We start from the raw sequence: 24,090 nt of genomic DNA, 5'->3' as shown, positions 1-24,090 counted from the left end.
GTTGTCCAGGACCGATGGGAGGTACATTCGAATGCACATGGCGCGTAAACTGTCCATGGCGCTCTGCGCCCTGTCCCTGACCTTGTCCCCCATGGCCGCCCAGGCCCAGCCCTCCTCCAAATCGCAAAGCCCCAAGGACGCGTCGGTGCCGCCGATCGCCGTGGAGCGCACGGACGAGGGCGAGCCGGTGATCGTCCATGAGGGCGAGGCGTCCTTCTACGGCGGCTCGTTCCACGGCAAGAAGACGGCCAGCGGCGAGCGCTTCGACCAGAACAAGCCGACCGCGGCCTCGCGCGAGCTGCCGCTGGGCAGCAAAGTCACCGTGACCAACCAGGACAACGGCAAGAGCGTTGACGTCATCGTCAACGACCGCGGCCCCTATGTGGACGGGCGGGTCATCGACCTGTCGAAGAAGGCCGCCAAGCAGCTCGACATGATCGAGGACGGCGTGGCCCCCGTGCGGGTCGAGGCCAAGCCGTCCGAACAGCCGACCGAAGCCGTCAAGGAGAAGGTCGAGGCCAAGGCCGAGAAGGCGGACAAGACCCAGGTCGCCGAACAGCCCGGGTCCGAGAAGAAGGGCAACGGCGCCGCGCTCTCCGGATCGTCGGGGGCCGGATCGTCCGGCGCCGACCGGCAGAGCGGTTCGGGGTCCGACCGCTAAGCCCCTCCGCGCGGCGGACGGACGGTCCTGCGCGCGCGCTGGCCGCGGTCGAAGGCGGCCAGCAGCGCGCCCAGCCCGTCCGAGGCCGCATGGCGCGACCACAGGAAGGGGCGCAGCATGTTGCGGGTGCCGAAGCCGTGCACATGCACCGTGCGGCGCCCCAGCGCCTGCAACCCCTCCCGCGCCACATCCAGCGGATCGGCGGCCCCCGGCAGGGCGTTCAGGGCGAAGCCGGCCCGATTGCCGAAGGCGGTGCGGGTGGCGCCGGGACACAGGACCAGCACATCGACCGGCTTGCGCTTCAGCTCCGTCGCCAGCGCCTCGCCATAGGCCAGGACGAAGCTCTTGCTGGCGCAGTAGGTCCCGAGGAACGGGATCGGCTGGAAGGCCGCCGTGCTCGACAGCAGGATCAGCCCGGCCCGCCGCCCGTCGCGGGCCGCCCGCTCGATCATGCCGGGCAGCAGCGCGCGGGTCAGCACCGTCGTCGCCACCACGTTCAGCTCCACCGTCGTGCGCTCCGCCTCCGGGCTGTTGTCGAGCACCGGCCCGAAGGCGCCGGACCCGGCGTTGTTGATGAGCAGGTCGATCTCAAGCGTTTCCGCCTTCTGGATCAGGGCGTTCCGCCCCGCGTCGGTGGTCAGGTCGGTGGCCAGCACCTCCACCCGGCGCCCGGCGGCCTCCAGCTCCGTCTTGGCGGTGTTGAGGGCCTCGGCGTTGCGGGCGGCCAGCAGGAGGCCGGTGTCGGCGGACAGGGCGCGGGCGAAGCCGGCGCCGATGCCGGAGGTGCCGCCGGTGACCAGCGCGAAGCGGTGGGGCATGGGTCGGGTTCCGTCGCGGTTCGGGGGGATAAGAGGTGACGGTTGGCCGCGGCGACGCGAAGTCAAGCCGTCCGGCCCCGAGTCGCCCCGTATTCCGCGGTGCAGCAGGCCGAATTGTCAGTGTACATATTAACTGGAGCCGCTCCGCACTTTTACTGTCACGGGACTGAAATCGCCAGACCGGAGGAAATAGGCAGGACGCCTCCACTGCCTCCTCTTTCGAAAGAGGTTAGCGGTTTTTTCACTTTTTCAGGCGAGTCGTGTTGCCATCACGTGGTTGCAGTGCATATATCGCGTTGCACCATACGTGTTGTCGCACCGCCCGGCCGGTGCTTGATGAAAAGGAACCGCGGTATGGATGATGTTCGCCAAGTCCTGAAGGACAACGAGGGCCACTGCATCGAGGATTTGACCGTCGGCATGACGGCGTCCTTCGCGAAGACGGTTACCGAAGCGGACATCGTGCTGTTCGCCGGCATCTCCGGCGACACCAACCCGGTCCACCTGAACCAGGAATACGCCAGCGGCACCATGTTCCAGGGCCGCATCGCCCACGGCATGCTGAGCGTCAGCTTCATCTCCGCCGTCCTCGGCACCAAGCTGCCGGGCCCGGGCGCCATCTACATGAGCCAGACCGTGCGCTTCAAGGCGCCGGTCCGCGCCGGCGACACGGTGACCGCCCGCGCCACCGTCACCGAGATCATCCCGGAGAAGCGCCGCGCCGTCGTCCGCACGGTCTGCACCGTCGGCGAGACGGTGGTGATCGAGGGCGAGGCCCTGCTGATGGTTCCGTCGCGCGGCTGATCCTGCAGGGAAGCCTTTAACAAGTGAAATGACTTGCCGGTCGCCGGTGCGTAGACCACGCGCCGGCTCCGGTCTATATAAGACGCCCATGGCATGGCCCGCCCCGGCGGGCCGCCATCGTTTCCGGGGGCCGTCCGCGGCCCGCAGACCATCAGGGCGTGACGCATGCGATTGTTCCGACACACCGCCGACCTGCCGGAGGACGCCCGTGGGGCCGTCGTCGCCCTGGGCAACTTCGACGGGGTGCACCGCGGCCATCAGGCGGTGATCGCCACCGCCCAGCGGATCGCCCGCGATCTCGGCGCGCCCTCGGCGGTGATGACCTTCGAGCCGCATCCCCGCTCGGTCTTCCGCCCCGCCGACGCCCCCTTCCGCCTGTCGCCCTTCCGCGTCAAGGCCCGCCACATCGAGGCGCTGGGGGTCGACCTGCTGTTCGTCTGCCATTTCGACGAGAGCTTCCTGCACAAGACCGCCGACGCCTTCATCCAGGAGTATCTGGTGGCCGGGCTTGGCGTGCGGCACGTCGTCTGCGGCTACGACTTCCTGTTCGGGCACGGCCGCGGCGGCGACCCCGCCCTGTTGCGCCAAGCCGGCGCGGTCCACGGCTTCGGCGTGACCGAGGTCGGGCCGGTGGCCGACGACGCGGACGGCGTCTATTCCTCCACCCGCGTTCGCGACGCGCTGGTCGCCGGCAACCCGCGCGAGGCCGCCCGGCTGCTCGGCTCCCCCTGGGAGATCGAGGGGCGCGTGGAGCATGGCGACCACAAGGGCCGCACCATCGGCTTCCCCACCGCCAACGTCGAGCTGGCCGACTATCTGCGTCCCGCCTTCGGCGTCTACGCGGTGCGCACCGGGGTGGACCAGGGAGCGGGCACGGTCTGGCGCAACGGCGTCGCCAACCTGGGCCGCCGCCCGACCGTGGGCGGAACGGTGGAGCGGCTGGAGACCCACATCCTCGACTTCGACGGCGACCTCTACGGCCAGCACCTGCGCGTGCAGCTCATCGAGTTCCTGCGGCCGGAGCGCAAGTTCGGCAGCTTCAACGAGCTGAAGGACCAGATCGTCCAGGACGCCGCCGCCGCCCGCGCCGTGCTGGCCCGGGAACCGCGGTCGGAAGGCTGAGCGACGATGGACCGCGTGATCCTGCTGCTCTTCATCCTGAACCAGGGCGGCCCGACCACCATCGAGTTCCAGACGATGGAGCAATGCAAGGCCGCCGAGCCCGCCATCGTCCAGGCCTACCGCGAGATGACCGGCAACCCGGTGCTGACCCGCTGCATCACGCTGGCGCTGCCGGGAAAGTGACGGCGCAGGGTAAGCCCGCCCCATTGCGATTCGCACGCCGGGGGGCTACACACGGGGCAGTTTGAGCCTCCCTGGGAGCCGTTAGGCCATGACCACCGCCGCTGCCCTGCCCGACCGGGCCACAATTGCCGCCACCGCCGCGAAGATCCTGCTGGAAATCAAGGCGCTGCATTTCAACGCCGAGACGCCCTTCATCTTCACCTCCGGCTGGGCGAGCCCGGTCTACACCGACTGCCGGCGCATCGTGTCCTTCCCGCGCGCCCGCAAGGCTCTGATGGACTTCGCCGTGCAGACCATCGAGCGCGAGATCGGCTACGAGAGCATCGACGCGGTGGCCGGCGGCGAGACGGCGGGCATCCCCTTCGCCGCCTGGATCGCCGAGCGGCTGGAACTGCCCATGCAGTATGTCCGCAAGAAGCCGAAGGGCTTCGGGCGCAACGCCCAGATCGAGGGCGTGCTGACCGAGGGGCAGCGGGTCATCCTGGTCGAGGATCTCGCCACCGACGGCAAGAGCAAGGAGAACTTCGTCACGGCGCTGCGCAACGGCGGCGCCACGGTGACCGACAGCTTCGTGATCTTCCATTACGGCATCTTCCCGCAGTCGAAGACCAACATGGACCGCATCGGCGTCCGCCTGCACGAGCTGTGCACCTGGTGGGACGTGCTGAAGGTCGCCCGCGAGAACCGGTACTTCGACGAGAACACTCTGTCGGAAGTCGAGAAGTTCCTGAACGACCCGGTCACCTGGTCCGCCGCCCACGGCGGCAAGGCGAGCTTCGACTGACGCACCCGGAGGCGCCGCGCCTTGACCGCACCGCCCACACCGCTAATATCCCGCGCGATGCTGCATCCGGCGTGGGTCATGGCGCGTATGGCGCGAATTACCAACCCGGCCTCCTGAGGGGGGCCGGGACCGCCTCGTTTGTGCGTGCGTCGGGGGCCTGACCGCTGCCGCCCGACGGTTCTGCTTCAGGTTCAGGAAATCCCCGACATGACCCGCGACTACAAGTCCACCGTCTTCCTGCCCCGCACCGACTTCCCCATGCGCGGCGGCCTGCCCACCAAGGAGCCGGAGCTGCTGAAGCGCTGGGAGGACATGGGCCTCTTCCAGCGGCTGCGCGAGACGGCGAAGGGCCGCGAGAAGTTCGTCCTGCACGACGGCCCGCCCTACGCCAACGGCAACATCCACATCGGCCACGCCGTCAACAAGGTGCTGAAGGACGTGATCGTCCGCTCGCGCCAGATGCAGGGCTTCGACTCCAACTACGTCCCCGGCTGGGACTGCCACGGCCTGCCCATCGAGTGGAAGATCGAGGAGAAGTACCGCGCCGAGGGCAAGGACAAGGACGAGGTTCCGCTCAACCAGTTCCGCGCCGAGTGCCGCCAGTTCGCCCAGAAGTGGGTGGACATCCAGGCCGGCGAGTTCCGCCGCCTGGGTGTGGAAGGCAACTGGGCCGACCCGTACCTGACCATGACGCTGCCCGCCGAGGCGCAGATCGTCCGCGAGATCCACAAGTTCGCCATGAACGGCGGCCTCTACAAGGGCGCCAAGCCGGTCATGTGGTCGGTGGTGGAGAAGACCGCGCTGGCCGAGGCGGAGATCGAGTACCACGACCACACCTCGACCACCGTCTTCGCGCGCTTCGCCATCTGGGGCTCGCCGGCCCCGGAGGTCGACGACGCCAACATCGTCATCTGGACGACCACCCCCTGGACCCTGCCGGGCAACCGCGCCATCGCCTTCGGCGAGGACATCGAATACGCGACCTACAAGGTGCTGGCGGTCGAGGAGGGCAGCCTCGCCGAGGTCGGCGAGCGGCTGGTCGTCGCCACGGCGCTGGCCGAGAGCGTCTTCAAGGAAACCAAGATCGCCGACGCGCGGCTGCTGCACCGCTTCCCCGGCTCGCGTCTGGCCGGCGGCTACTGCCACCACCCGCTGACCCGCAGCGGCTACGACTTCAAGGTGCCGCTGCTGGCCGGCGACTTCGTGACGACCGACGCCGGCACCGGCTTCGTCCACATCGCGCCGGGTCATGGCGAGGACGACTTCCATCTCGGTCAGGCCAGCGGCATCGAGGTGCCGCAGACGGTCGGCGAGGACGGGCGCTACTACGACCACGTCCCGCTGTTCGCCGGCCTGCGCGTCTACACCGCCGAAGGCAAGCCGGGCGAGGCCAACGGCGCCGTGCTGAAGGCCTTCCAGGAGGTCGGGGCGCTGCTCGCCAAGGGCAAGATCAAGCACAGCTACCCGCATTCCTGGCGGTCGAAGGCTCCGCTGATCTTCCGCACCACGCCGCAGTGGTTCATCTCCATGGAGACGAACGACCTGCGCAAGACGGCGCTGCAGGCGATCTCCGACACGACGTGGTTCCCGGCCCAGGGCGAGAACCGCATCCGCGCGATGATCGAGCAGCGCCCGGACTGGTGCATCAGCCGCCAGCGCGCCTGGGGCGTGCCGATCGCCCTGTTCGTCCGCAAGGACAACGGCGCCATCCTGCGCGACGCCGAGGTGTTCAACCGCATCGCCGACATCTTCGAGAAGGAAGGCTCCGACGCGTGGTTCGCCCGCCCGGCGCAGGACTTCCTCGGCAACGCGTACCGCGCCGACGATTACGAGCAGGTCAGGGACATCGTGGATGTGTGGTTCGAGTCCGGTTCGACCCACGCCTTCGTGCTGGAGCAGCGGCCGGAGCTGAAGTGGCCGGCCTCGCTGTACCTCGAAGGTTCCGACCAGCACCGCGGCTGGTTCCACTCCTCCCTGCTGGAAAGCTGCGGCACGCGCGGCCGGGCGCCCTACGACGCGGTGCTGACGCACGGCTTCACGCTCGACGAGCAGGGCCGCAAGATGTCCAAGTCGCTGGGCAACGTGGTGGCTCCGCAGGAGGTCTGCGACAAGTACGGCGCCGACATCCTGCGCCTCTGGGTGGTCAGCACCGACTACACCGAGGACCAGCGCATCGGTCCGGAGATCATCAAGTACCAGGCCGACCATTATCGCCGCCTGCGCAACACGCTGCGCTACATCCTCGGCGCGCTGGCCGACTACACCCCGGCCGAGCGCATCGCCGTCTCCGAGATGCCGGAGCTGGAGCGCTGGGTCCTGCACCGCCTGTCGGAGTTGGACGCGCTGGTCCGCGCCAAGATCGAGGCCTACGACTTCCACGACCTGTCGGTGGCGATCCACAATTTCTGCGCCGTGGAGCTGTCGGCCTTCTACTTCGACGTCCGCAAGGACAGCCTGTACTGCGACGCGCCGGGCTCGGTCCGCCGCCGCTCGGTCCGCACGGTGATGGAGCATCTGCTCTCCACCCTGACCGCGTGGCTGGCCCCGATCCTCTGCTTCACCGCGGAGGAGGCGTGGCTCGCCCGTCCCGAGGGCCTGACCGGCACCGAGGGCTGGAGCGAGGAGAGCGTTCATCTGCGCGTCTTCCCGGCCATCCCGGCGGAGTGGCGCGACGACGATCTCGCCGCCAAGTGGGAGTCCATCCGCACCGTCCGCCGCACCGTCACCGGCGCGCTGGAGTTGGAGCGGGCCAACAAGAAGATCGGCTCGTCGCTCCAGGCCAACCCGACCGTCTTCGTGGACGCGGCGACCAAGGCGCTGCTCGACGGCGTGGACTTCGCGGAGATCTGCATCACCTCGCAGATCACGGTGGCGGAAGGCACGGCCCCTGAGGGGGCGTTCGTCCTGCCCGACGTGGCCGGCATCGCGGTAGTGCCCGGCCTCGCCGAAGGGGGCAAGTGCGAGCGCTGCTGGAAGATCCTTCCGGAGGTCGGCACGAACGCCGCACACCCGACGCTGTGCCTCCGTTGCGCCGAAGCCGTGGACGCGGACCCGGCGTTCTGATTTGCAGCAGGCCCCCTCCCCATCCCTCCCCCGCTTCGCGGGAGAGGGAGCGTGATCCCCTCCCTCGCCGAAGGCGGGGGAGGGTTAGGGAGGGGGCCCGAACGCCTTTCACTCTTCGGAGCACTTCATGAGCAGCCTCTCCACGTCCGGCAGCCGCAGCCACACGGTCTTCGGCCTGTCCGTCGCCGCGCTGGTGGTGGTCCTCGACCAGCTCACCAAATGGTGGATCCTCGACGTGGTCATGCAGCCCTATCCACGGGTCGTCGAGGTCACGCCCTTCTTCAATCTCGTGCTGGCCTGGAACACCGGGGTCAGCTTCGGCACCTTCGGCAGCTCCCACGCCTTCATGCCCTACGTGCTGGCCGCGGTGGCCTTCGCCATCGTCGTGGCGCTGCTGCTCTGGCTGCGGCAGGCCGACCGGCGCTATCTGGCGCTCGCCCTGGGCATGGTCATCGGCGGGGCCATCGGCAACGTGATCGACCGCTTCCTCTACGGGGCCGTCGCCGATTTCCTCGATTTCCACATCGGGGGGTGGCATTTCTGGGCCTTCAACGTGGCAGACAGCGGAATCAGCGTCGGCGTGGCGCTTCTCGTGCTGGATGGGCTGTTCGCCGGCCGCGAAAAGTCGTAATAGTTCACGCGACGGAGCCGCTATAAGGGACGCGGCCCGACGACAAGCGGCCTGACGACTAGACGACGGGACTCGAACGTGACCATGCTTTCCTTCGCCTCCTCCATCGCGCGGCGCTCCACCCGTTCCCTGGGGCGGGGTCCGCTGCTGGGCTTGGCGCTCGTCGCGCTGGCGCTTACCGGATGCACCGACGTCCGCCGCTCCATCGGCCTCGACCGCACGAGCCCGGACGAGTTCACCGTCGTGTCCCGCGCGCCGCTGACCATGCCGCCGAGCCTCGCCCGCCTGCCGGAGCCGCGCCCCGGCGCGGCGCGCCCGCAGGACGCCACGTCGGCCGCGGTGGCCGCCGCCTCGGTCTTCGGCGGCTCCTCCCGCGCCACGGCCGCCGCCGCGGGCGGCCGGACGACGGGCGGCACCGCCGGCGAGTCGGCGCTGATCGCCCAGGCCGGCGCTAAGAGCGGCATCGAGCCGGGCATCCGCAACAAGGTCGATCAGGAGACGACCCAGCTCGTCGTCGCCGACAAGAGCTGGATCGACTCCCTGCTGTTCTGGCAGACGCAGGAGCAGCCCTACGAGGTCGTCGATCCGAAGAAGGAAAACCAGCGCCTGCGCGAGGCCCAGGCCACCGGCAAGGCGCTGAACGACGGCACCGTCCCGACCATCGAACGCAAGCGCCGGGCGCCGCTGGAAGGGCTGTTCTAAGCCGATTTCAGAGCCCCGGTTCGGGGCCCCAACTCGGGGCATTGTTCCGGGCGCTTCGCCGCACCAGTATCTAGGGGGCGTTCCCAGACGGGGACGCCCCCTTTTGCATTCCCGTCCCCTTCGCTCCCAACGAGAGGCCCATGCTCCCCAACGGCCCCACCGCTCCCCCACCCTGGAAACGGCCCTGGCGACGGCTCGCCGCCGCGGGCGTCCTGGCCTTCGCCCTGACTGGCACCCTGACCGGCGCCATCCCCGCCGCCATCACGCCCGCCTTCGCCGCCGAGAAGGGAGTCTTCTTCCCGGAGACCTTCACCCTGTCCAACGGCATGCAGGTCGTGCTGGTGACCAACCAGCGCGTGCCGGTGGTCACCCACATGGTCTGGTACAAGGTGGGCGCGGCGGACGAGCCGCGCGGCGTGTCGGGCATCGCCCATTTCCTGGAGCATCTGATGTTCAAGGGGACGGAGGAGGTTCCGCCCGGCGCCTTCTCCCGCATCGTCGCCAAGAACGGCGGGCGCGACAACGCCTTCACCTCCTGGGACTACACGGCCTATTTTCAGAACGTGGCGCGCGACCGGCTGGAGCTGGTGATGAAGATGGAGGCCGACCGCATGTCGAACCTCCGCCTCACCGATCAGTTGGTCTACCCGGAGCGGGACGTCATCATCGAGGAGCGCCGCCAGCGCATCGAGAACGAGCCCGCCGACCGCATCGGCGAGCAGATCAACGCCACCCTCTACGTCCACCACCCCTACGGCACGCCGATCATCGGCTGGCCGCAGGAGATGGCCACGCTGACGCGGGAGGAGGCAGAGTCCTTCTACAAGAGCTGGTACGCGCCCAACAACGCCGTGCTGGTGGTGTCCGGCGACGTGACCGCCGAGGAGCTGAAGCCGCTCGCCGAGAAGTACTACGGCAGCATCGCCGCCCGCCCGGTGCCGGAGCGCGTCCGCGTGCAGGAGCCGCCGATCAGCGCCGCCCGCCGGGTCATCCTGCGCGACGACGAGGTGCGCCAGCCCTCGATCCGCCGGAACTGGCTCGCCCCCTCCTACCGCACCGACAAGGAGGGCTACGCCTACCCGCTCCAGGTGCTGTCGGAGATCATGAGCGGCGGCCCGACCTCACGCCTCTACCGCAGCCTCGTCGTCGAGCAGCGCATCGCCACCTCGGCCTGGCTGGGCTACAGCCCGTCGTCCTGGGACATGACCTCGCTGGCGGCGGGCGCCTCGCCGGCCCCCGGCGTGACCATGGAGAAGCTGGAAGCGGCGCTGGAGACCGACATCCGGACGCTGGTCGAAAAGGGCGTGACCGAGGAGGAGGTGACCACCGCCAAGAAGCGCATGCTGGCCGAGGCCGCCTACGCCCGCGACAGCCTGACCGGCCCGGCCCAGACGCTGGGTGCGGCCATCGCCACCGGCCAGAGCATCGACGACGTGGAGAACTGGCCGGTGCGCATCGACGCGGTGACCGCCGATCAGGTCAACGCCGCCGCCCGCGCCGTTCTGGGCCAGACCAACCACGTCACCGGCCTTCTGCTGCCGCTCCAGGACAAGGGAAGCTGAGATGATCGTCCTATCCAAGCGCCTCATGTCCAAGCGCGTCTTCGGCGCCTGTCTTTTCCTCCTCGCCTTCGCCATCACCACTCCGGCAGCCGCCATCGAGATCAAGCGGGTTGTCAGCCCAGGCGGGATCGAGGCGTGGCTGGTCGAGGACCACAAGGTTCCCATCATCGCCCTGGAATGGGCCTTCGAAGGGGCCGGGGCGTCCGACCCCAAGGGCAAGGAGGGCCTCGCCAACCTCGCCGCCCGCACGCTGGACGAGGGCGCCGGCCCCTATGACAGCCAGGCCTTCGCCGCGCGGCTCCAGGACAACGCCATCGCGCTGGGCTACGACGCCGGGCGCGACGGCTTCGGCGGCAGCCTGCGCACGCTGAGCGACCGCCGCGACGAGGCGTTCGAGCTGACCCGCCTGTCGCTGGCCGAGCCGCGCTTCGACGCGGAGGCGGTGGAGCGCATGCGCGCTGCCGTGCTGTCCAGCCTGCGCCGCGATCAGGCCGATCCTAACTACGTCGGGCGGCGGCTGTTCTATTCCACCGCCTACCCTGGCCATCCCTACGGCGATGAGATCCGCGGCACGCTGGAATCGCTGCCGACGATCACCCCGGACGACCTGCGCGGCTTCGTGAAGGACGGCTTCGGCCGCGACCGGCTGGTCGTCGCCGCGGCGGGCGATATCACGCCGGAGGATCTGGGCCGCGCGCTCGACCACGTGTTCGGCGGCCTGCCGGCCACCTCCGCGAACGCCGCCATCCCCGACGTCGAGCCGAAGGGGCTGGGCGAAACGCTGGTCGCCACCCGCCCGACCGCGCAAACCGTCATGCTGATGGGGCAGACCGGGCTCAAGCGCGCCGACCCCGACTGGTACGCGGCGACCGTGATGAACTACGTCCTGGGCGGCGGCGGCTTCGGCTCCCGCCTGATGGAGGAGGTTCGGGAGAAGCGCGGCCTCAGCTACGGCGTCTACAGCTACCTGATCCCGATGGACCATTCCGCGCTGGTGATGGCCGGCGGCAACACGGTGAACGCCAAGGCGGGTCAGGCGCTGGACATCATGCGCCAGGAATGGAAGCGCATGGCCGACGAGGGCGTGACGGAGGAGGAGCTGGCCGACGCCAAGACCTACCTCACCGGCAGCTTCCCGCTGCAGCTCGGCAGCACGCAGGCGATCGCGCGCATCCTGCTCCAGGTCAAGCGCGACCGGCTGGGCATCGACTATCTCGACCGCCGCGACGCCTTCATCAACAGCGTCACCCAGGCGGACGTGCAGCGCGTCGCCAAGCGGCTGCTCGACGCGAACCGGCTGCTGACCGTGCTGGTCGGCCGTCCGGAAGGCGTGACCGCGACGCGGACGATTGACGGGGGAAGCTGAGGAGCGCTGTTGCGGTGCCCCCTCCCAACCCTCCCCCTGCGAAGCGGGGGGAGGCCGGGAGGGGGGCCCGCCGCGACCACGCCCCTCAGGCCAAGTCCGGCTGGCTCCCCGGAAAGCGTGGATCACCAGGGTCGATGGGGCGGCCCGGCACCTTGCCGGGGATGATCCCCACCTGATCGGGCCGCTCGTCCTCGCGGCGCTCCTCCTCCGCCGGAACCGGCGGATTCCGTTCGGGTTTGTTCGGATCGCTCATCGTCACCTCCTGTCCCGAAAAGAACACAGGGCGGCGGTTGCCGGTTTCATCGTCCGCCCCGCATAGTCCGCTCAACCTAGTCCTTTGTGCACGTTGGATGCGCCGCTTTGGCGCGTACCCGGCGCGCACCGATCGGTGCTAGGCTCCGCGCACGCGAGAAGGAGGCAAAATCCCGATGTCAGCGCTCACCCGTTCGCCCGCCTGGGAAGCCCTGGCCCGTCATCGCCAGGACGTTTCGACCCTCCATATGCGCGACCTGTTCGCCGCCGACGCCGACCGCTTCAACCGCTTCTCCCTGGAAGCCTGCGGCCTGCTGTTCGATTATTCGAAGAATCGCATCACCGAGGAGACGCCCGGCCTGCTGCTCGACCTCGCCCGCCAGCAGGACGTGGAAGGCTGGCGCGACCGCATGTTCGCCGGGGAGCGGATCAACATCACCGAGGACCGCGCCGTCCTGCACACCGCGCTGCGCAACCGCTCCAACCGCCCGGTCATGGTGGACGGCCAGGACGTGATGCCGGAGGTGAACGCCGTCCTCCACCGGATGGAGCGGTTCGTCCGGCAGGTCCGCGACGGCGCCTGGACCGGCTACACCGGCCACCCGATCACCGACATCGTCAACATCGGCATCGGCGGGTCCGACCTTGGCCCGGTGATGGTGACGGAGGCGCTGACCCCCTACCTGCACCCGCAGATCGGCGTGCATTTCGTCTCCAACGTGGACGGCACCCACATCAGCGAGACGCTGGAATGGCTGGACCCGGAGACGACGCTGTTCGTCATCGCGTCCAAGACCTTCACCACCCAGGAGACGCTGACCAACGCCCACACCGCGCGGCGCTGGTTCCTGGAGAGCGCCGGCGACCCCGCCCATGTCGCCAAGCATTTCGTCGCCGTCTCCACCAACGAGGCGGAGGTGCGCAAGTTCGGCATCGACCCGGCCAACATGTTCGGCTTCTGGGACTGGGTCGGCGGGCGTTATTCGCTGTGGTCGGCGATCGGGCTGTCCATCGCGCTCGGCATCGGCATGGACCGCTTCACCGAGCTGCTGGCCGGCGCCCACGACATGGACGAGCATTTCCGCACCGCGCCGCTGGAGCGCAACATGCCGGTGCTGATGGCGATGCTCGGCGTCTGGTACGTCAATTTCTGGGGCGCCAAGTCCCACGCCGTGCTGCCCTATGACCAGTACATGCACCGCTTCCCCGCCTATCTCCAGCAGTTGGACATGGAGAGCAACGGCAAGACGGTGGACCGCCAGGGTGCGCGCGTGGATTACGCCACCGGCCCGGTGGTCTTCGGCGAGCCGGGCACCAACGGCCAGCACGCCTTCTACCAGCTGATCCACCAGGGGACGGAGCTGGTCCCCGCCGACTTCCTGGCCCCGGCGGAAACCCACAACCCCATCGGCGACCATCACCGCATCCTGCTGTCGAACTTCTTCGCCCAGCCGGAGGCCCTGATGCGCGGCAAGACCGCCGACGAGGTGCGCGCCGAGATGGCCAAGTCGGGCAAGCCGGCCGACACCGTGGAGCCGCTGGTCCCCCACCGCGTGTTCGAAGGCAACAAGCCGTCCAACAGCATCCTGTTCAAGAAGCTGGACCCGCGCACGCTGGGTGCCCTGATCGCGCTGTACGAGCACAAGGTGTTCGTCCAGGGCATCGTCTGGAGCATCAACAGCTTCGACCAGTGGGGCGTGGAGCTGGGCAAGCAGCTGGCCGGCAAGATCCTGCCCGAACTCCAGAACGGCCCGACCGCCGCGCTGGGGCACGACGGCTCGACCAACGGGCTGATCGGCTGGTACCGCAAGCACCGCTGAACCACCGCTCCCCCGTCCCAACGCCGGGGGAGCCTCTCTCCCGCTGCTGCCCCGCCAGGATGACGTCGGAGTCCCCCAGGAAGCTCTTGTGCGGCACGGCGATCCGGCGTAGGGTGCAGGCCATGAACCCCGTGCGCCTCACCTCTCCCGCCCTTCTGGGGCGATTTTGGTACCGCTGGTACATTCCGGCGGCATAGGTATCGCACATCCACGATGCACCCAAAGCCGCCCGACCCGAGGCGGCTTTTGTGTTTCCAGCACGCGGTGCACGCAAAATCCTCCTGACGGTCACGGCGGCCTCCCTTACCAACCGGAGGTCCCATCATGTCCGATTTCGATTTCGACGTCGTCACCGGCCCGTCCCGCGCCAGCTGCCCCGCCACCCCCAGCGAACCGGAAACGCAGGAGGACGGCCACCCCGCCGACAAGACCGGCCCGGCGTGACCGCCCCCGGCCTGGAGCCGCCCCGCCCTTCCCGCCGCGCCACGGCGACGGGGAAAAGCGGGGCGGCCCACAAGCGAGGACGTCAACCGTTTACGGCAACGTGACCGGCGCGGTGGGTGCGAAGCCGAGCTGGCCCAGCTGCGCGTCGAAGAAGTAGTTGTAGGCCAGCAGCAGGTTGATGCCCGTGTTGACGAAGGCGATGTCGCCGTCCGGCAGGACCGGCTCCAGCGACGCCGGGGCCGCCGCGGTGGACAGCGCGGTGTCGATGGCGAAGATGCCCTTGACCGGGGCCGCGCTGGACATGGCGAAGCTGTAGGACATCACCGGCTCCGCGTCGGGGCTGGACCCGTTCGGCACGGCGATGGTGATTTCCGCCCCGCCGAGACTGCTTGCCCAGTTCTTCACCTGCGGAACGCTCATCATCGCGCCGGTGACGCCGCTGTCGAGCAGCAGGGTGGCCTTGAGCGGCAGCGCGTCGTTGACCGTGCTGATGGTGATGGTCGCCGGGCCGGTCAGCCAGTAGGGCTGGGTCGGGGCCGCCGGCCAGGAGGTTCCCGACGCCGGGGCGCAGTTGCAGTCGTTGGTGACGTTCGGCGTGACCGGCGGCTTGGCCGAAGTCAGCGCGACGGTCTGCCCGTTGAGGGGGGCGGCCGTGAACTGGGCGGTCGTGACGCCCAGCGATATGTAGCCGCTCGCCCCGCTCCCCGCCGAGGACAGCAGGTAGGATGGGTAGAGCGGCTGGCCGCCCACCGACGCCGACAGGAACGGGTTGCTCAGCGTGTAGACCACCTGATCGGACTGGCCGGCGTTCGCGGTGTAGCTCAGCGCCGGGCGGCCGAAGCCGACGCCCATCATGCCCATGCCCGGATCGACCGGGTTCTGGACGCCGGGCGTGCTGGTGTTGCCGGCATATTGCGCGCCGAAGACCACCAGCGGCCCGGCCTCGCAGACGGAAACAACCTGCTTCGAGTCGTTCAGCGACGCGCCGATCAACAGGCTGGGCACGAGATAGAGGCAACCGGCCAGCGTGTTGCCCGACGGGTGATAGGTGATCTGCGCCGGCCCGAGCGACACCACGCCCGCGGCCAGTCCCTTCGACGTGTCACCGTCGACCATCAGCAGAGTTGCGGGGATGACGATGCCGGTCGAGCCGGTGTCGACCTGCACCTCGTGCAGCAGGCCGCTCGGCGTGCCGATGGTGACGTTGAGGGAATTGTTGTAGCCCTGCAGGTTGAAGGGCTGGCGGGCCACCGGAACATCGACTGGCGCGGCGTAGGTGATCGGGGTATCGGACATGGACTGCTCCCACAGAAAATCGGGTGGAGCAGCACACTTCCTTATATCTAAATAATATTCAAACATCTCATCAAACCACATGCATTTGCATTCTTATAATTCCTTCGGGAAAAAGGGAGAAAAGATCGAGGATGCTTGATGACATATATTTTCACGGATCATAATGATGCTTCGTCCTTCAATTTATTGCCTCAAGGGAAGAGGCGGGCCGGACACGCGCCATCCGACCGGTCGCTTCCGCCGCATGGACAACCGACCCCGCCCACGGCATCATCGCTCACCACCTCGGGATGCGTCCCGAAGGCCACGCCGTCGAAAAGCGGGGGGAAGCGCATGTCCATCACCGACGTCACCAGCAGCACGCCCGCCGCTTTCGGCGCCAGCGCCAAGCCCGGTCCGGCAAAGGGCCCCGGGGCTGCCACGTCGGGAACCGCCGCGCCCACGATCGGCCGCAACGGCACGGTGGACACGGTCAGCCTGTCTCCCGACGCGGTCCGGGCCATGAAGGCCGGGGTCATCTCCTTCGCGGTGCCAAAGGCCGGCGACGCGGCGGCGAGGGACCCGGTCGCGGCGGGCATGGACGCCGTGCTCGCCCGCCGCGATTACGACCTCAAGCAGGCCGACTACATGCGGGAGGCGATGGGCATGCTGCGCCAGACGCTCAACCTGCCCGAGGACCAGCCCATTGTCCTGGGTGGTGCCGCGCATGGCCTGCTGGACAAGCTGGCGGCGAAGAACGGCCTCAGCAAACCCGAGTTGCCGGACGCGCTGCGCGCCGCCGGAGTGAAGGACCCGTTCGCCGAGGATGCCGAGGCCGAGTCCGGGGTGATCGGCATCGGCATGCCCAACAGCGGCAAGGAATTGCAGGTCGTCTTCGACCGGCTCGGCCTTGCCGGCCGGTCCGCCAAGACGGACGATCCGCTGCGCATGATCGCGCTGAAGGATGGAAACGACCACAGCAACCCGCTGCTCGGCGCCATCAAGGGAGGAACGCTGGGACGCCTCACCGACACCCGGCCGGGCCAGGGCGCCAACCTGTGGGCGGTGACCGACGGGGATGGAGGATCGAACGCCCGCGTCCTCGCCTCCGTCCGCTCGGTCGGCATGGATGACGTTGCCACCGACATGGCCGCCGGCCTGCTGCAGGGATTGAAGGGGCTGTTCGCCGGAGCCTGAGGACCGCCGCATCCGTTCGCCGCGCACGCCCCCGCTCATGGTGGCATTCCGCTCCTGAGCCTACTATATTTGGCGGATGCCGATCCGCATGTTGCCCGACACGCTCGTCAACCGCATCGCCGCCGGCGAGGTGATCGAGCGGCCCGCCGCCGCCGTCAAGGAACTGGTGGAGAACGCCATCGACGCCGGGGCCACCCGCATCGACGTGGTGGTGCGTGATGGCGGCAAGTCGCTCATCACCATCACCGACGACGGTTGCGGCATGGGGCCGGACGAGCTGGCGCTCGCCGTGGAGCGGCACGCCACCTCCAAGCTGCCGTCCGACGACCTGCTGGACATCCGCTCCCTGGGCTTCCGCGGGGAGGCGCTGCCCTCCATCGGGGCGGTCAGCCGCCTGACCCTGACCAGCCGCCCGCGCGGCGCCGACAGCGCCTGGGCGCTGACCGTGGACGCCGGGCTGAAGGGCGCGCCGCAGCCCGCCGCGCTGGCCCAGGGCACCCGCGTGGAGGTGCGCGACCTGTTCGCCGCCGTACCCGCCCGCCTGAAATTCCTGAAGGCCGCCCGGACCGAGTTCGACCACATCGGCGACTGCATCGAACGGCTGGCCATGGCCCATCCCGGCGTGGCCTTCACACTGGATGGCGACAACCGCTCGACGCTGCGCCTGTCGGCGGCGCAGGGCGACCTGCTCGACGCCCGGCTGACCCGGCTGGGCGCCCTGATGGGCCGCGATTTCCAGGACAACGCCGTGCCGGTGCAGGCGGCGCGCGAGGGGGTGACGCTCGCCGGCTGGATCGGCCTGCCCACCCTGCACCGCCCCACGGCCCGCCACCAGCACCTGTTCGTCAACGGCCGCCCGGTGCGGGACAAGCTGATGGTCGGCGCGGTGAGGGCGGCCTATGCCGATTTCCTGCCGCGCGACCGCCACCCCATGCTGGCGCTGTTCCTCGACCTCGACCCGCAGGAGGTGGACGTGAACGTCCATCCCGCCAAGGCGGAGGTGCGGTTCCGCGACCAGGGCCTGGTGCGCGGGCTGATCGTCGGGGCGCTCAAGCACGCGCTGGCCGAGGCCGGGCACCGCGCCTCGACCACCGTCGGGCTGGCGACGCTCGGTGCGCTGCGCCCGGAGAACGGCGAGACGGGTACGGACGGGGCCATTCCGTCGCCCTCCCCCCTGCCCTACCGCAGCCCGGGGCATCAGCCGGCACAGTCCTGGGGCGGCGGCTACGGCTCCGTCGTGCCGCGCGGGCTGGCCGACCGGGCAACCGCCTTCCAGGCTCCCCATCAGGCGCCGCTCCCTCCCCTGCAGGGCCGCCTCGCCGGCTGGCAGGCCGCGCCCGCCGCGCGCCCGCCGGAATACGCGGCGCAGGCCGCCGCCGCTGCTCCGCCGCTGGACAGCCACCCGCTGGGTGCGGCCCGCGCCCAGGTCCACAACACCTACATCGTCGCCCAGACCAGCGAGGGCATCGTCATCGTCGACCAGCACGCCGCCCATGAGCGGCTGGTCTATGAACGCATGAAGACCGCCCTTCTGGAGGGCGGCGTGAAACGGCAGGCCTTGCTGATTCCGGAGCTGGTGGAGTTGGACGAACCGTCCGCCAACCGCCTGCTGGGCCGCGCCGCGGAACTGGCGGAACTGGGCCTTGCGGTGGAAGGTTTTGGCCCCGGCTGCGTCCTGGTGCGCGAGGTGCCGGCGTTGCTCGGCCAGAGCGACGTGAAGAGCCTCGTCCGCGACCTTGCCGAGGAGTTGGCGGAGCTGGGCGACGCGCTGTCGCTGAAGGAACGGTTGGAGCATGTGTGCGGCACCATGGCCTGTCACGGCTCCGTCCGCGCCGGGCGCTCTCTCGGCATCGAGGAGATGAACGCCCTCCTGCGCCAGATGGAGGCCACCCCCCACAGCGGTCAGTGCAATCACGGCCGCCCCACCTATGTCGAATTAAAGCTTTCCGACATCGAGCGGCTGTTCGGGCGCCGCTAGGGCCTGTTCGCGCTTGATCCAATCGAGGGCGGCGGCGAGGCAAAGGATGCCCGTGAAGGAGTTGGCAGTTTTCTCGTAGCGGGTAGCAATTGCCCGCCACTCCTTGATCCTGGCCCAAAAGCGCTCGACGAGGTTGCGGTTGTTGTAAATCCATGCCGGACAGGCGACCGGTGCATCGGTCTTTTTGTGCGGGATCGCTGGTCGCGCACCCAGGCTCCAGATCCGCTGGCGAAAGGCGTCGGAAGCTTAGCCGCGGTCGCCCACCGCCATCCACGATCACGCAGGCTTTTGTGCCATAGCCGCCACGAGAACGCCCAAGCGCTTCACGCACGTCCCGCTGTGCTCCAGATCCCCTTTTTTTTGACGCGCCCGCCGCCTTCGCGTGCGCTCGGATATTCGTGCCGTCCAGGAAGGTCATGCCAAGCGCGACGCCGCGCTGCTGGGCCAGATCGAGCAAGCGCTCCCACACGCCCAACCGAGCCCAGCGGATGAAGGTCTGCGCCGCCATCCACCACGCCCGCAACTCCGACGGGATGGCGCGCCGCTTGGCTCCGTTCCTATGCCGCCAGAGGATCGCCGTAACGGTGCGGCGCAGATGCTGGGGGGTGTCTTGCCGCGCGGGCGGCAGGCTTCGATCAGCGGATGCAGTATCGCCCATTCCGCGTCCGTCAGAACCTCGTTTCCGTACTCAACTCCCATCCCGAACAGATGCGTCAGACATCACGCGCTAACAGCGCCCTAGAACTGCCAAAGCAGTGCTAGGTAAATGGATAATATAGGCCGGAAATCCGTAGCGTTTTTTGGGCGTTGCGTTCGGTGTTCCTTCCTCACGCTGTTCGAGTTGGCCTGACACCTACTCCGGATCGTACACCACCTCCAGACGCTCAGCGAAGGCGCCGCGCTTGCGCAGATGGCCGTCCGGTCCGGGGGCTCGCCGCAGCCCGCGCCGTTCCAGAAGTGGCTTGAGCATCATGGGCAGAATTGCGTGGTTGATCTGCAAGCCGAAGCAGGTGTGGAGACCATGCCCGAAATGCATGTACTCATGGGCCAAGCGACGGGGGTTGAACCGCCTGGGATCGGGCACGCGCCGTTCGTCCATCATCGCCGAGCTGAAGGCAACGAGCAGAGTGGCCCCTTCGCGCACGTTGGTGGCCCGGCGGCTGCCGGCCGCGATGAGCTCGTCCCTCACCGCGACCCGCGGCAGTGTCGGGGCGAGCGGGTCAAAGCGCATGGCCTCCAGTACGTATCCGAGAAGCAGCGCGTCGTCACCGGCCAGCGCTGCCTTCCGTGCGCCCTCCAACTCGGCTGGCCGGCGCAGCAACTGCTCGAGGGCCTGGGGCACGACCATCGGTGGCTGCGGCGGTCCACCAACCACGAAGCCGGTCAGGGCGGCACGGATCTGGCCGTCGGAGAAGCCCGGATCGCCGCGGCTCTGGCGGTCCAGGCAGCGCCCGAGAACGTCGTCCCCGAACGCGCCGGAGGCGCGGCGGGCTTCGATCAGCCCTTGGATGTGGGCGCGCAGGGCCGGTGCGATCGCGTCGACCTCGGCGCGCAGATCCGGGTCGTCGCCGGGGTCGGCAAACTGGAATTCGAAGAGCCGGGACGCCCAGATTCTCAGATCGCCGTCCGGCGGGTCGGACACACCGAAGTACCGGCCCAGGACGGCGAAGGTGACTTCGCGGACGAGGTCGTTCACCACCTCGATGCGGCCGCCGCCCGCCCGCACCGCCTCAGCGGCGAGACGCCCAGCCTCCGCAGCGAGCGTGGGAAGGTCGTCGGAGCGGACGACCGTCCTCATCGCCGCCGTGTCGCGGCGGTAGTCGGACGTATCGCGCATCCCCAGAAAGAACGGCTGCCCGCCCATGATGACGTCGAGCTTCCTCGCGTAGGGAACCGCGAAGGCGTCGTCGTTCAGGAACACCTCGCGCGCGTCATCGTAGCGGGTCACCACGACCGTATCGCCAATGCGCAGAACCGGCGATACGGCGCGCAGGACCCGGAACACCGCCGGAAGGCTTCGCATCATCCAACCGGCGAGCGCGCCTTTCAGCCCGCCGGGCCGCCCCCTGGGTCCGACGCCTTCGACCCGCATGATCACAGGCTTTCCAGATAGGCCAGTGCCCGGATGCCGGGAAGGAAGAAATATTCCCCGCCCACCAGCTCGATGTAGGTTTCCACGTCCACGATCCTCCGCAACGGGTCCTGGGGGATCGTCAGCGGGCCGTTGGGACCGACCAGCGGGTCCCTTTCCTGATAGAGCGTGGCAAAATTCGGGTTGAGGAGCCACGTCTGCTGCACGAACTCGAACTGCCGGGCGATGTCCGTGTTGAGGCAGATGAAGAGGAGGCCGCGCTCCTCCCCATCGTCGTGGCGCGGGTCCGCGATCACCCTGCCGAACTTGCGGCCGCGACGCATGATGCGGTGGTTGTTCGCCGCCGCCCGAAGCGTCTCAGCGGAGTCTTCGTCCGGGGCCAGCCCGTCCCGCGGATTGGCGCGCCGGACGTGGGAGCCGAGGGGGCACCCGAACCCGTGCGGGTCCCGGGAACGGAACCCGAAGCGGTTGTCGCCCTCCGCCACCGAGGTTCCAACGGGGCACAGGAGGCGGCCGTCCCGGTCCCGCCCGACGATGCGCTCCGCCAGCCACTCCGCCGTGACCTGACCAGCGTCGCCGCCCTGCCGCCGCAGGATGGCAGCCTGATTGTCCAGCGAGGTCCAGAAGCGGCCGACATCCTGCCGGAGTTCGCGCACGACCATATAGGTGCCGTTCAGGCCGAGATCGCGGAATCCCTCGGGTGCGTTTCCGGAATCCAGGAGTTCCCAGCGGGCCGCGCTGTCCGTTGCCGGAACCTGTGGACCCGGCGCGATCTCCGCATGGGCGTTCCTGTAGCCGATCAGGATCTCCCCGAGGGGGATCTCGTTCCAGGGATCGTGGCCGGGCGGCCCGTCGCGCCCGTTGTCGAGGTATGGCAGCGGCTGGGAGACGCCGTCGGCGAAGCCGAAATGCTCGCGCACCTTCCCGCGCTGGTCGGGTTTTATGTCCAGATTGATCTCGCGGACGATCGCGACCTTTTGGGCCAGAAGCGTTCCGCGGGCCTCCTCCGCGTATCGGTCGAGGTCCGCTTCGCTGCGGTGGTAGACGAGGAGCAGGGCATGGACGGTGTCCGGCGTCTCCAGCGACGTGGGGGTGTTTCCGCTCCACTGCGGCCCGCCGTCGACGACGGTCGGCCCGTCGTCGCCCAATCGACGGCGCCGGTTCTGCTGGTGCATGCCTTCCCGGAAGGGCCGCGAAAAGGTCCTGAGCGCATCCTCGCCAAGGCCCATCGCCGCCAGGCCGGCGCCGGTAAAGGCGATGGCCGCCGCCTTGTCGACACAGACCTTCGGCTCGACGATCGGACGCCCGTCGGTGATCGGCGCCACGGCGCGCAGCGACGTGAGCCAGCCGGACTGCGCGTGCGTCAGGTCCAGGAACAGGGCCCGAGCCCATGGCAAGGTACCGTATCCGCTGTAGACCAGCCCCTGGACGTCGGCCCACGCGTCCGTTGCAAGCCCCCAGCCGTGCGTGGAAACGGCGTCGCGGTCGACGTCGTACTCCTGGCCCGCCGCCACCCGGGCGTCCGGCGCTACAGGTCCCGAGCCCATAGGGCGCCCTCCTCATTGGTCAGGGAACGCCGGCGCAACCCGTCGGCAACGCGCGCGTGGCGTTCGATCTGGTCCACGGTGTAGTCCTTGTAGGCGCTGTACCAGAACAGGCTCACCGTCATGGAATGGCGGGCCCAGGCCTTGAACTTCCGGCCTTGGGTCGCCCCATCCAGCAGCAGGAAGCGCGCGGGCGGGAAACCCGTGGCGTTGCCCCACGCCAGTGTGAGACCGGAATGCGCCTTCTCGATGAAATCGTCGAGATAGCTCTCCCAACTGCCGTCGAAGTTGCTGAAGAACATCAGCCGACCGCCGTTGTCGATGAGCGCCCAGTGCGCGAAATGAATGGTCCGCATGCTGCCCAGATACCCACGCCGCGCCCACTCGGTCACGCGCAGCACGAGCCCAAGTCCGCGCAGGCCGACGCGCAGCAGCACCGCGCGCAGCACCCCGGGCTTGACGAGGACCAGGCTTCCCATGTGGTTCTGGGCGATGTGATCCTCGCGCTCCATCATCGCCCGCAGCTTCCCCTCGTCGAGGCGGGGATGGTCATGCGACGCGTCGCGCGCTTCCAACCGGCGCAGCCACCACAGGATTGCGAGCGCACTGGCGGGCATGCTCGCCAGACCGGCGCCGAGGACCTGGGCCGACGCGCGGAAGATGTCGCCGAAGCCGGCGCCGGTCAGCGGCGCCACCGCCGCCGCCGCGGCGGCTGACGGAATGGCGAGATAGACCCCGATCATGGCCACGACACCGGCCAAGCCCTTGAGGGCGGTGACGAGGCGCGAGCCAGCCGTCGGGCGTGGGCGCGCATCGGCCGGCGCCGCGCCGTCCGGCGCACCGAAAAAGCGGAGCAGGTCGCCGAGATCCCGGATCGACGCCGCGAACGCCGCAGCCGCGACGAGGGACAGGAGAACCGCCACCCACCACGGGCGGAGCATGAGGCCGAGCAGCACCCCGGGAAGCGACAGGACGAGAAGCAGGAGGGCGAGGAAGCCGCCGAGCCGCAGCCAGTCGCTCCGGTTCTCGTCGGCCGGAATGCGGGCGGGCGCCGGCTCGTCGAGCCAGGGGAACGACTCCAGGAGCGCGCCACGAAGGCCGGCGTGGATCGCCGTTGCGCTGGTTGCGGAGCGGTACGGATTGGGGGCGGTTCTGTCGGCGTCCGCCAGGATCGTCCGCGCGGCATGGAAGAGTTCGGCTTCCCGCAGGATGCGGTCGCGGTCGAGGCCACGGTTTCCGATGTGGACGATCAGGGGCTGGAAGCTGTGGCCCTCCAGCAGCGACGCGATCGGCTGGCGAGAGCCCGCCGCGACGACGCGGTCGAACAACGCTCCGGTCGGGCCAGAGGGCCTTTCGCAGAAGCGCAGGATCGCGCGGAGATCCTCGCCGACGGCCGCCTCGAGCTGAGCCCAGAACGGGCCGGGCGGTCCATCGAAGTTCGTTTCGATGACGAGGATCGGATCGTAACGATCGTCTTCGAACACGCTGAGCGCCATGAAATGCAGCAAGGGAACCCGGACCTTCAGCCGCCCGTATTTCTCTCCCTGCGGATCGACAAGGCTCTCTTCGTCCTGCCGCAGTTGAACGATGCGGGCGACGAGCATGTCCTTGCTGTCGGGCTGGACCTCAAAGACGGTGGAAAGCACTGACTGCATGTGTCTGCGCCTCGAATGTCGGTGGTGCCGCAAAGCCCTCACCATTCCGCCGCGTGGCGAACCGTGCCCCGGCACCGGGTTGGGGAGCGGCTCCCGGAGATGAAGGTCCTGGCGTGGCGGCGGGGTTGTGGGAGCGT

General features: G+C 68.9%; 19 protein-coding genes and 1 pseudogene. 13 read left to right on the top strand and 7 right to left on the bottom strand.

Annotated elements, in window-relative coordinates:
• The first annotated feature begins 31 nt into the window (after positions 1–31).
• Positions 32–661: a septal ring lytic transglycosylase RlpA family protein gene (locus tag D3869_RS11030; RefSeq protein WP_137140084.1), complete on the top strand. Its 630-nt coding sequence runs from the start codon at positions 32–34 to the stop codon at positions 659–661.
• Here D3869_RS11030 and D3869_RS11025 read toward each other — a convergent pair.
• Positions 658–1,479 (bottom strand): SDR family NAD(P)-dependent oxidoreductase, encoded by an 822-nt coding sequence (locus tag D3869_RS11025; protein ID WP_137140083.1) that lies wholly within the window; start codon positions 1,477–1,479, stop codon positions 658–660. The two genes, D3869_RS11030 and D3869_RS11025, sit on opposite strands and share 4 nt — an antisense overlap.
• 354 nt (positions 1,480–1,833) lie before the next feature.
• Between D3869_RS11025 and D3869_RS11020 the strand changes: the two genes are divergently transcribed.
• The 9 genes from D3869_RS11020 (at position 1,834) to D3869_RS10985 (ending at position 11,696) form a co-directional block, all read left to right on the top strand.
• Positions 1,834–2,283: a MaoC family dehydratase gene (locus D3869_RS11020; RefSeq protein ID WP_014239679.1), complete on the top strand. Its 450-nt coding sequence runs from the start codon at positions 1,834–1,836 to the stop codon at positions 2,281–2,283.
• A 165-nt stretch (positions 2,284–2,448) separates the two neighbouring features.
• Positions 2,449–3,405 (top strand): bifunctional riboflavin kinase/FAD synthetase, encoded by a 957-nt coding sequence (locus D3869_RS11015; protein WP_137140082.1) that lies wholly within the window; start codon positions 2,449–2,451, stop codon positions 3,403–3,405.
• 6 nt (positions 3,406–3,411) lie between these two features.
• Positions 3,412–3,588 (top strand): hypothetical protein, encoded by a 177-nt coding sequence (locus tag D3869_RS33060; RefSeq protein ID WP_170296000.1) that lies wholly within the window; start codon positions 3,412–3,414, stop codon positions 3,586–3,588.
• A gap of 88 nt (positions 3,589–3,676) precedes the next feature.
• Positions 3,677–4,372, top strand: a complete 696-nt coding sequence (locus D3869_RS11010; RefSeq protein ID WP_137140081.1) for an orotate phosphoribosyltransferase — start codon at positions 3,677–3,679, stop codon at positions 4,370–4,372.
• A 207-nt stretch (positions 4,373–4,579) separates the two neighbouring features.
• Complete coding sequence (gene ileS, locus D3869_RS11005; RefSeq protein ID WP_137140080.1) at positions 4,580–7,435, top strand: isoleucine--tRNA ligase; 2,856 nt, start codon at positions 4,580–4,582, stop codon at positions 7,433–7,435.
• Positions 7,436–7,562: 127 nt separating this feature from the next.
• Complete coding sequence (gene lspA / locus D3869_RS11000) at positions 7,563–8,066, top strand: signal peptidase II (RefSeq protein WP_137140079.1); 504 nt, start codon at positions 7,563–7,565, stop codon at positions 8,064–8,066.
• Positions 8,067–8,150: 84 nt separating this feature from the next.
• Positions 8,151–8,768 carry a DUF3035 domain-containing protein gene (locus D3869_RS10995; protein ID WP_175426489.1) on the top strand — a complete coding sequence of 206 codons (618 nt, stop codon included), beginning with the start codon at positions 8,151–8,153 and terminating at the stop codon, positions 8,766–8,768.
• A 140-nt stretch (positions 8,769–8,908) separates the two neighbouring features.
• Complete coding sequence (locus D3869_RS10990) at positions 8,909–10,330, top strand: M16 family metallopeptidase (RefSeq protein WP_137140077.1); 1,422 nt, start codon at positions 8,909–8,911, stop codon at positions 10,328–10,330.
• A 1-nt stretch (position 10,331) separates the two neighbouring features.
• A complete protein-coding gene (locus D3869_RS10985; protein WP_137140076.1) occupies positions 10,332–11,696 on the top strand; it encodes a M16 family metallopeptidase in 1,365 nt (454 codons plus the stop codon).
• A gap of 85 nt (positions 11,697–11,781) precedes the next feature.
• Here D3869_RS10985 and D3869_RS33055 read toward each other — a convergent pair whose 3' ends face one another.
• Positions 11,782–11,949, bottom strand: a complete 168-nt coding sequence (locus tag D3869_RS33055) for a hypothetical protein (RefSeq protein WP_175426441.1) — start codon at positions 11,947–11,949, stop codon at positions 11,782–11,784.
• Between the two features lie 175 nt (positions 11,950–12,124).
• On the opposite strand from D3869_RS33055, the gene pgi reads away from it, so the two are divergent.
• Positions 12,125–13,768, top strand: a complete 1,644-nt coding sequence (gene pgi / locus D3869_RS10980; protein WP_137140075.1) for a glucose-6-phosphate isomerase — start codon at positions 12,125–12,127, stop codon at positions 13,766–13,768.
• Positions 13,769–14,302: 534 nt separating this feature from the next.
• On the opposite strand, the gene D3869_RS10975 is transcribed toward pgi, so the two are convergent.
• The gene (locus D3869_RS10975) at positions 14,303–15,508 is read right to left on the bottom strand and encodes a hypothetical protein (RefSeq protein WP_137140074.1); all 1,206 of its coding nucleotides are present in this window, start codon (positions 15,506–15,508) and stop codon (positions 14,303–14,305) included.
• Between the two features lie 333 nt (positions 15,509–15,841).
• Between D3869_RS10975 and D3869_RS10970 the strand changes: the two genes are divergently transcribed.
• Together D3869_RS10970 and mutL are read left to right on the top strand one after the other, a co-directional pair.
• On the top strand, positions 15,842–16,684 hold the full coding sequence (locus D3869_RS10970; protein WP_137140073.1) for a hypothetical protein: 843 nt from the start codon (positions 15,842–15,844) through the stop codon (positions 16,682–16,684).
• Between the two features lie 76 nt (positions 16,685–16,760).
• Positions 16,761–18,662 (top strand): DNA mismatch repair endonuclease MutL, encoded by a 1,902-nt coding sequence (gene mutL, locus D3869_RS10965; protein ID WP_137140072.1) that lies wholly within the window; start codon positions 16,761–16,763, stop codon positions 18,660–18,662.
• On the opposite strand, the pseudogene D3869_RS10960 reads toward mutL, so the two are convergent.
• From D3869_RS10960 to D3869_RS10945, 4 genes and pseudogenes are all read right to left on the bottom strand, one after another.
• A pseudogene (locus D3869_RS10960) lies at positions 18,621–19,361 on the bottom strand (IS5 family transposase). The gene mutL and the pseudogene D3869_RS10960 sit on opposite strands and share 42 nt — an antisense overlap.
• A gap of 154 nt (positions 19,362–19,515) precedes the next feature.
• Positions 19,516–20,754 (bottom strand): cytochrome P450, encoded by a 1,239-nt coding sequence (locus tag D3869_RS10955; RefSeq protein ID WP_137140071.1) that lies wholly within the window; start codon positions 20,752–20,754, stop codon positions 19,516–19,518.
• Between the two features lie 2 nt (positions 20,755–20,756).
• Positions 20,757–22,268, bottom strand: coding sequence for a Dyp-type peroxidase (locus tag D3869_RS10950; protein ID WP_175426440.1), 1,512 nt, complete (start codon positions 22,266–22,268; stop codon positions 20,757–20,759).
• A 14-nt stretch (positions 22,269–22,282) separates the two neighbouring features.
• Positions 22,283–23,953: a hypothetical protein gene (locus D3869_RS10945; protein ID WP_137140069.1), complete on the bottom strand. Its 1,671-nt coding sequence runs from the start codon at positions 23,951–23,953 to the stop codon at positions 22,283–22,285.
• Between the last annotated feature and the right edge of the window lie 137 nt (positions 23,954–24,090).

Source organism: Azospirillum brasilense, assembly GCF_005222205.1.
GTDB classification, from domain to species: Bacteria; Pseudomonadota; Alphaproteobacteria; order Azospirillales; family Azospirillaceae; genus Azospirillum; species Azospirillum brasilense_G.
This window is presented reverse-complemented; position numbering and strand designations above follow the sequence as displayed.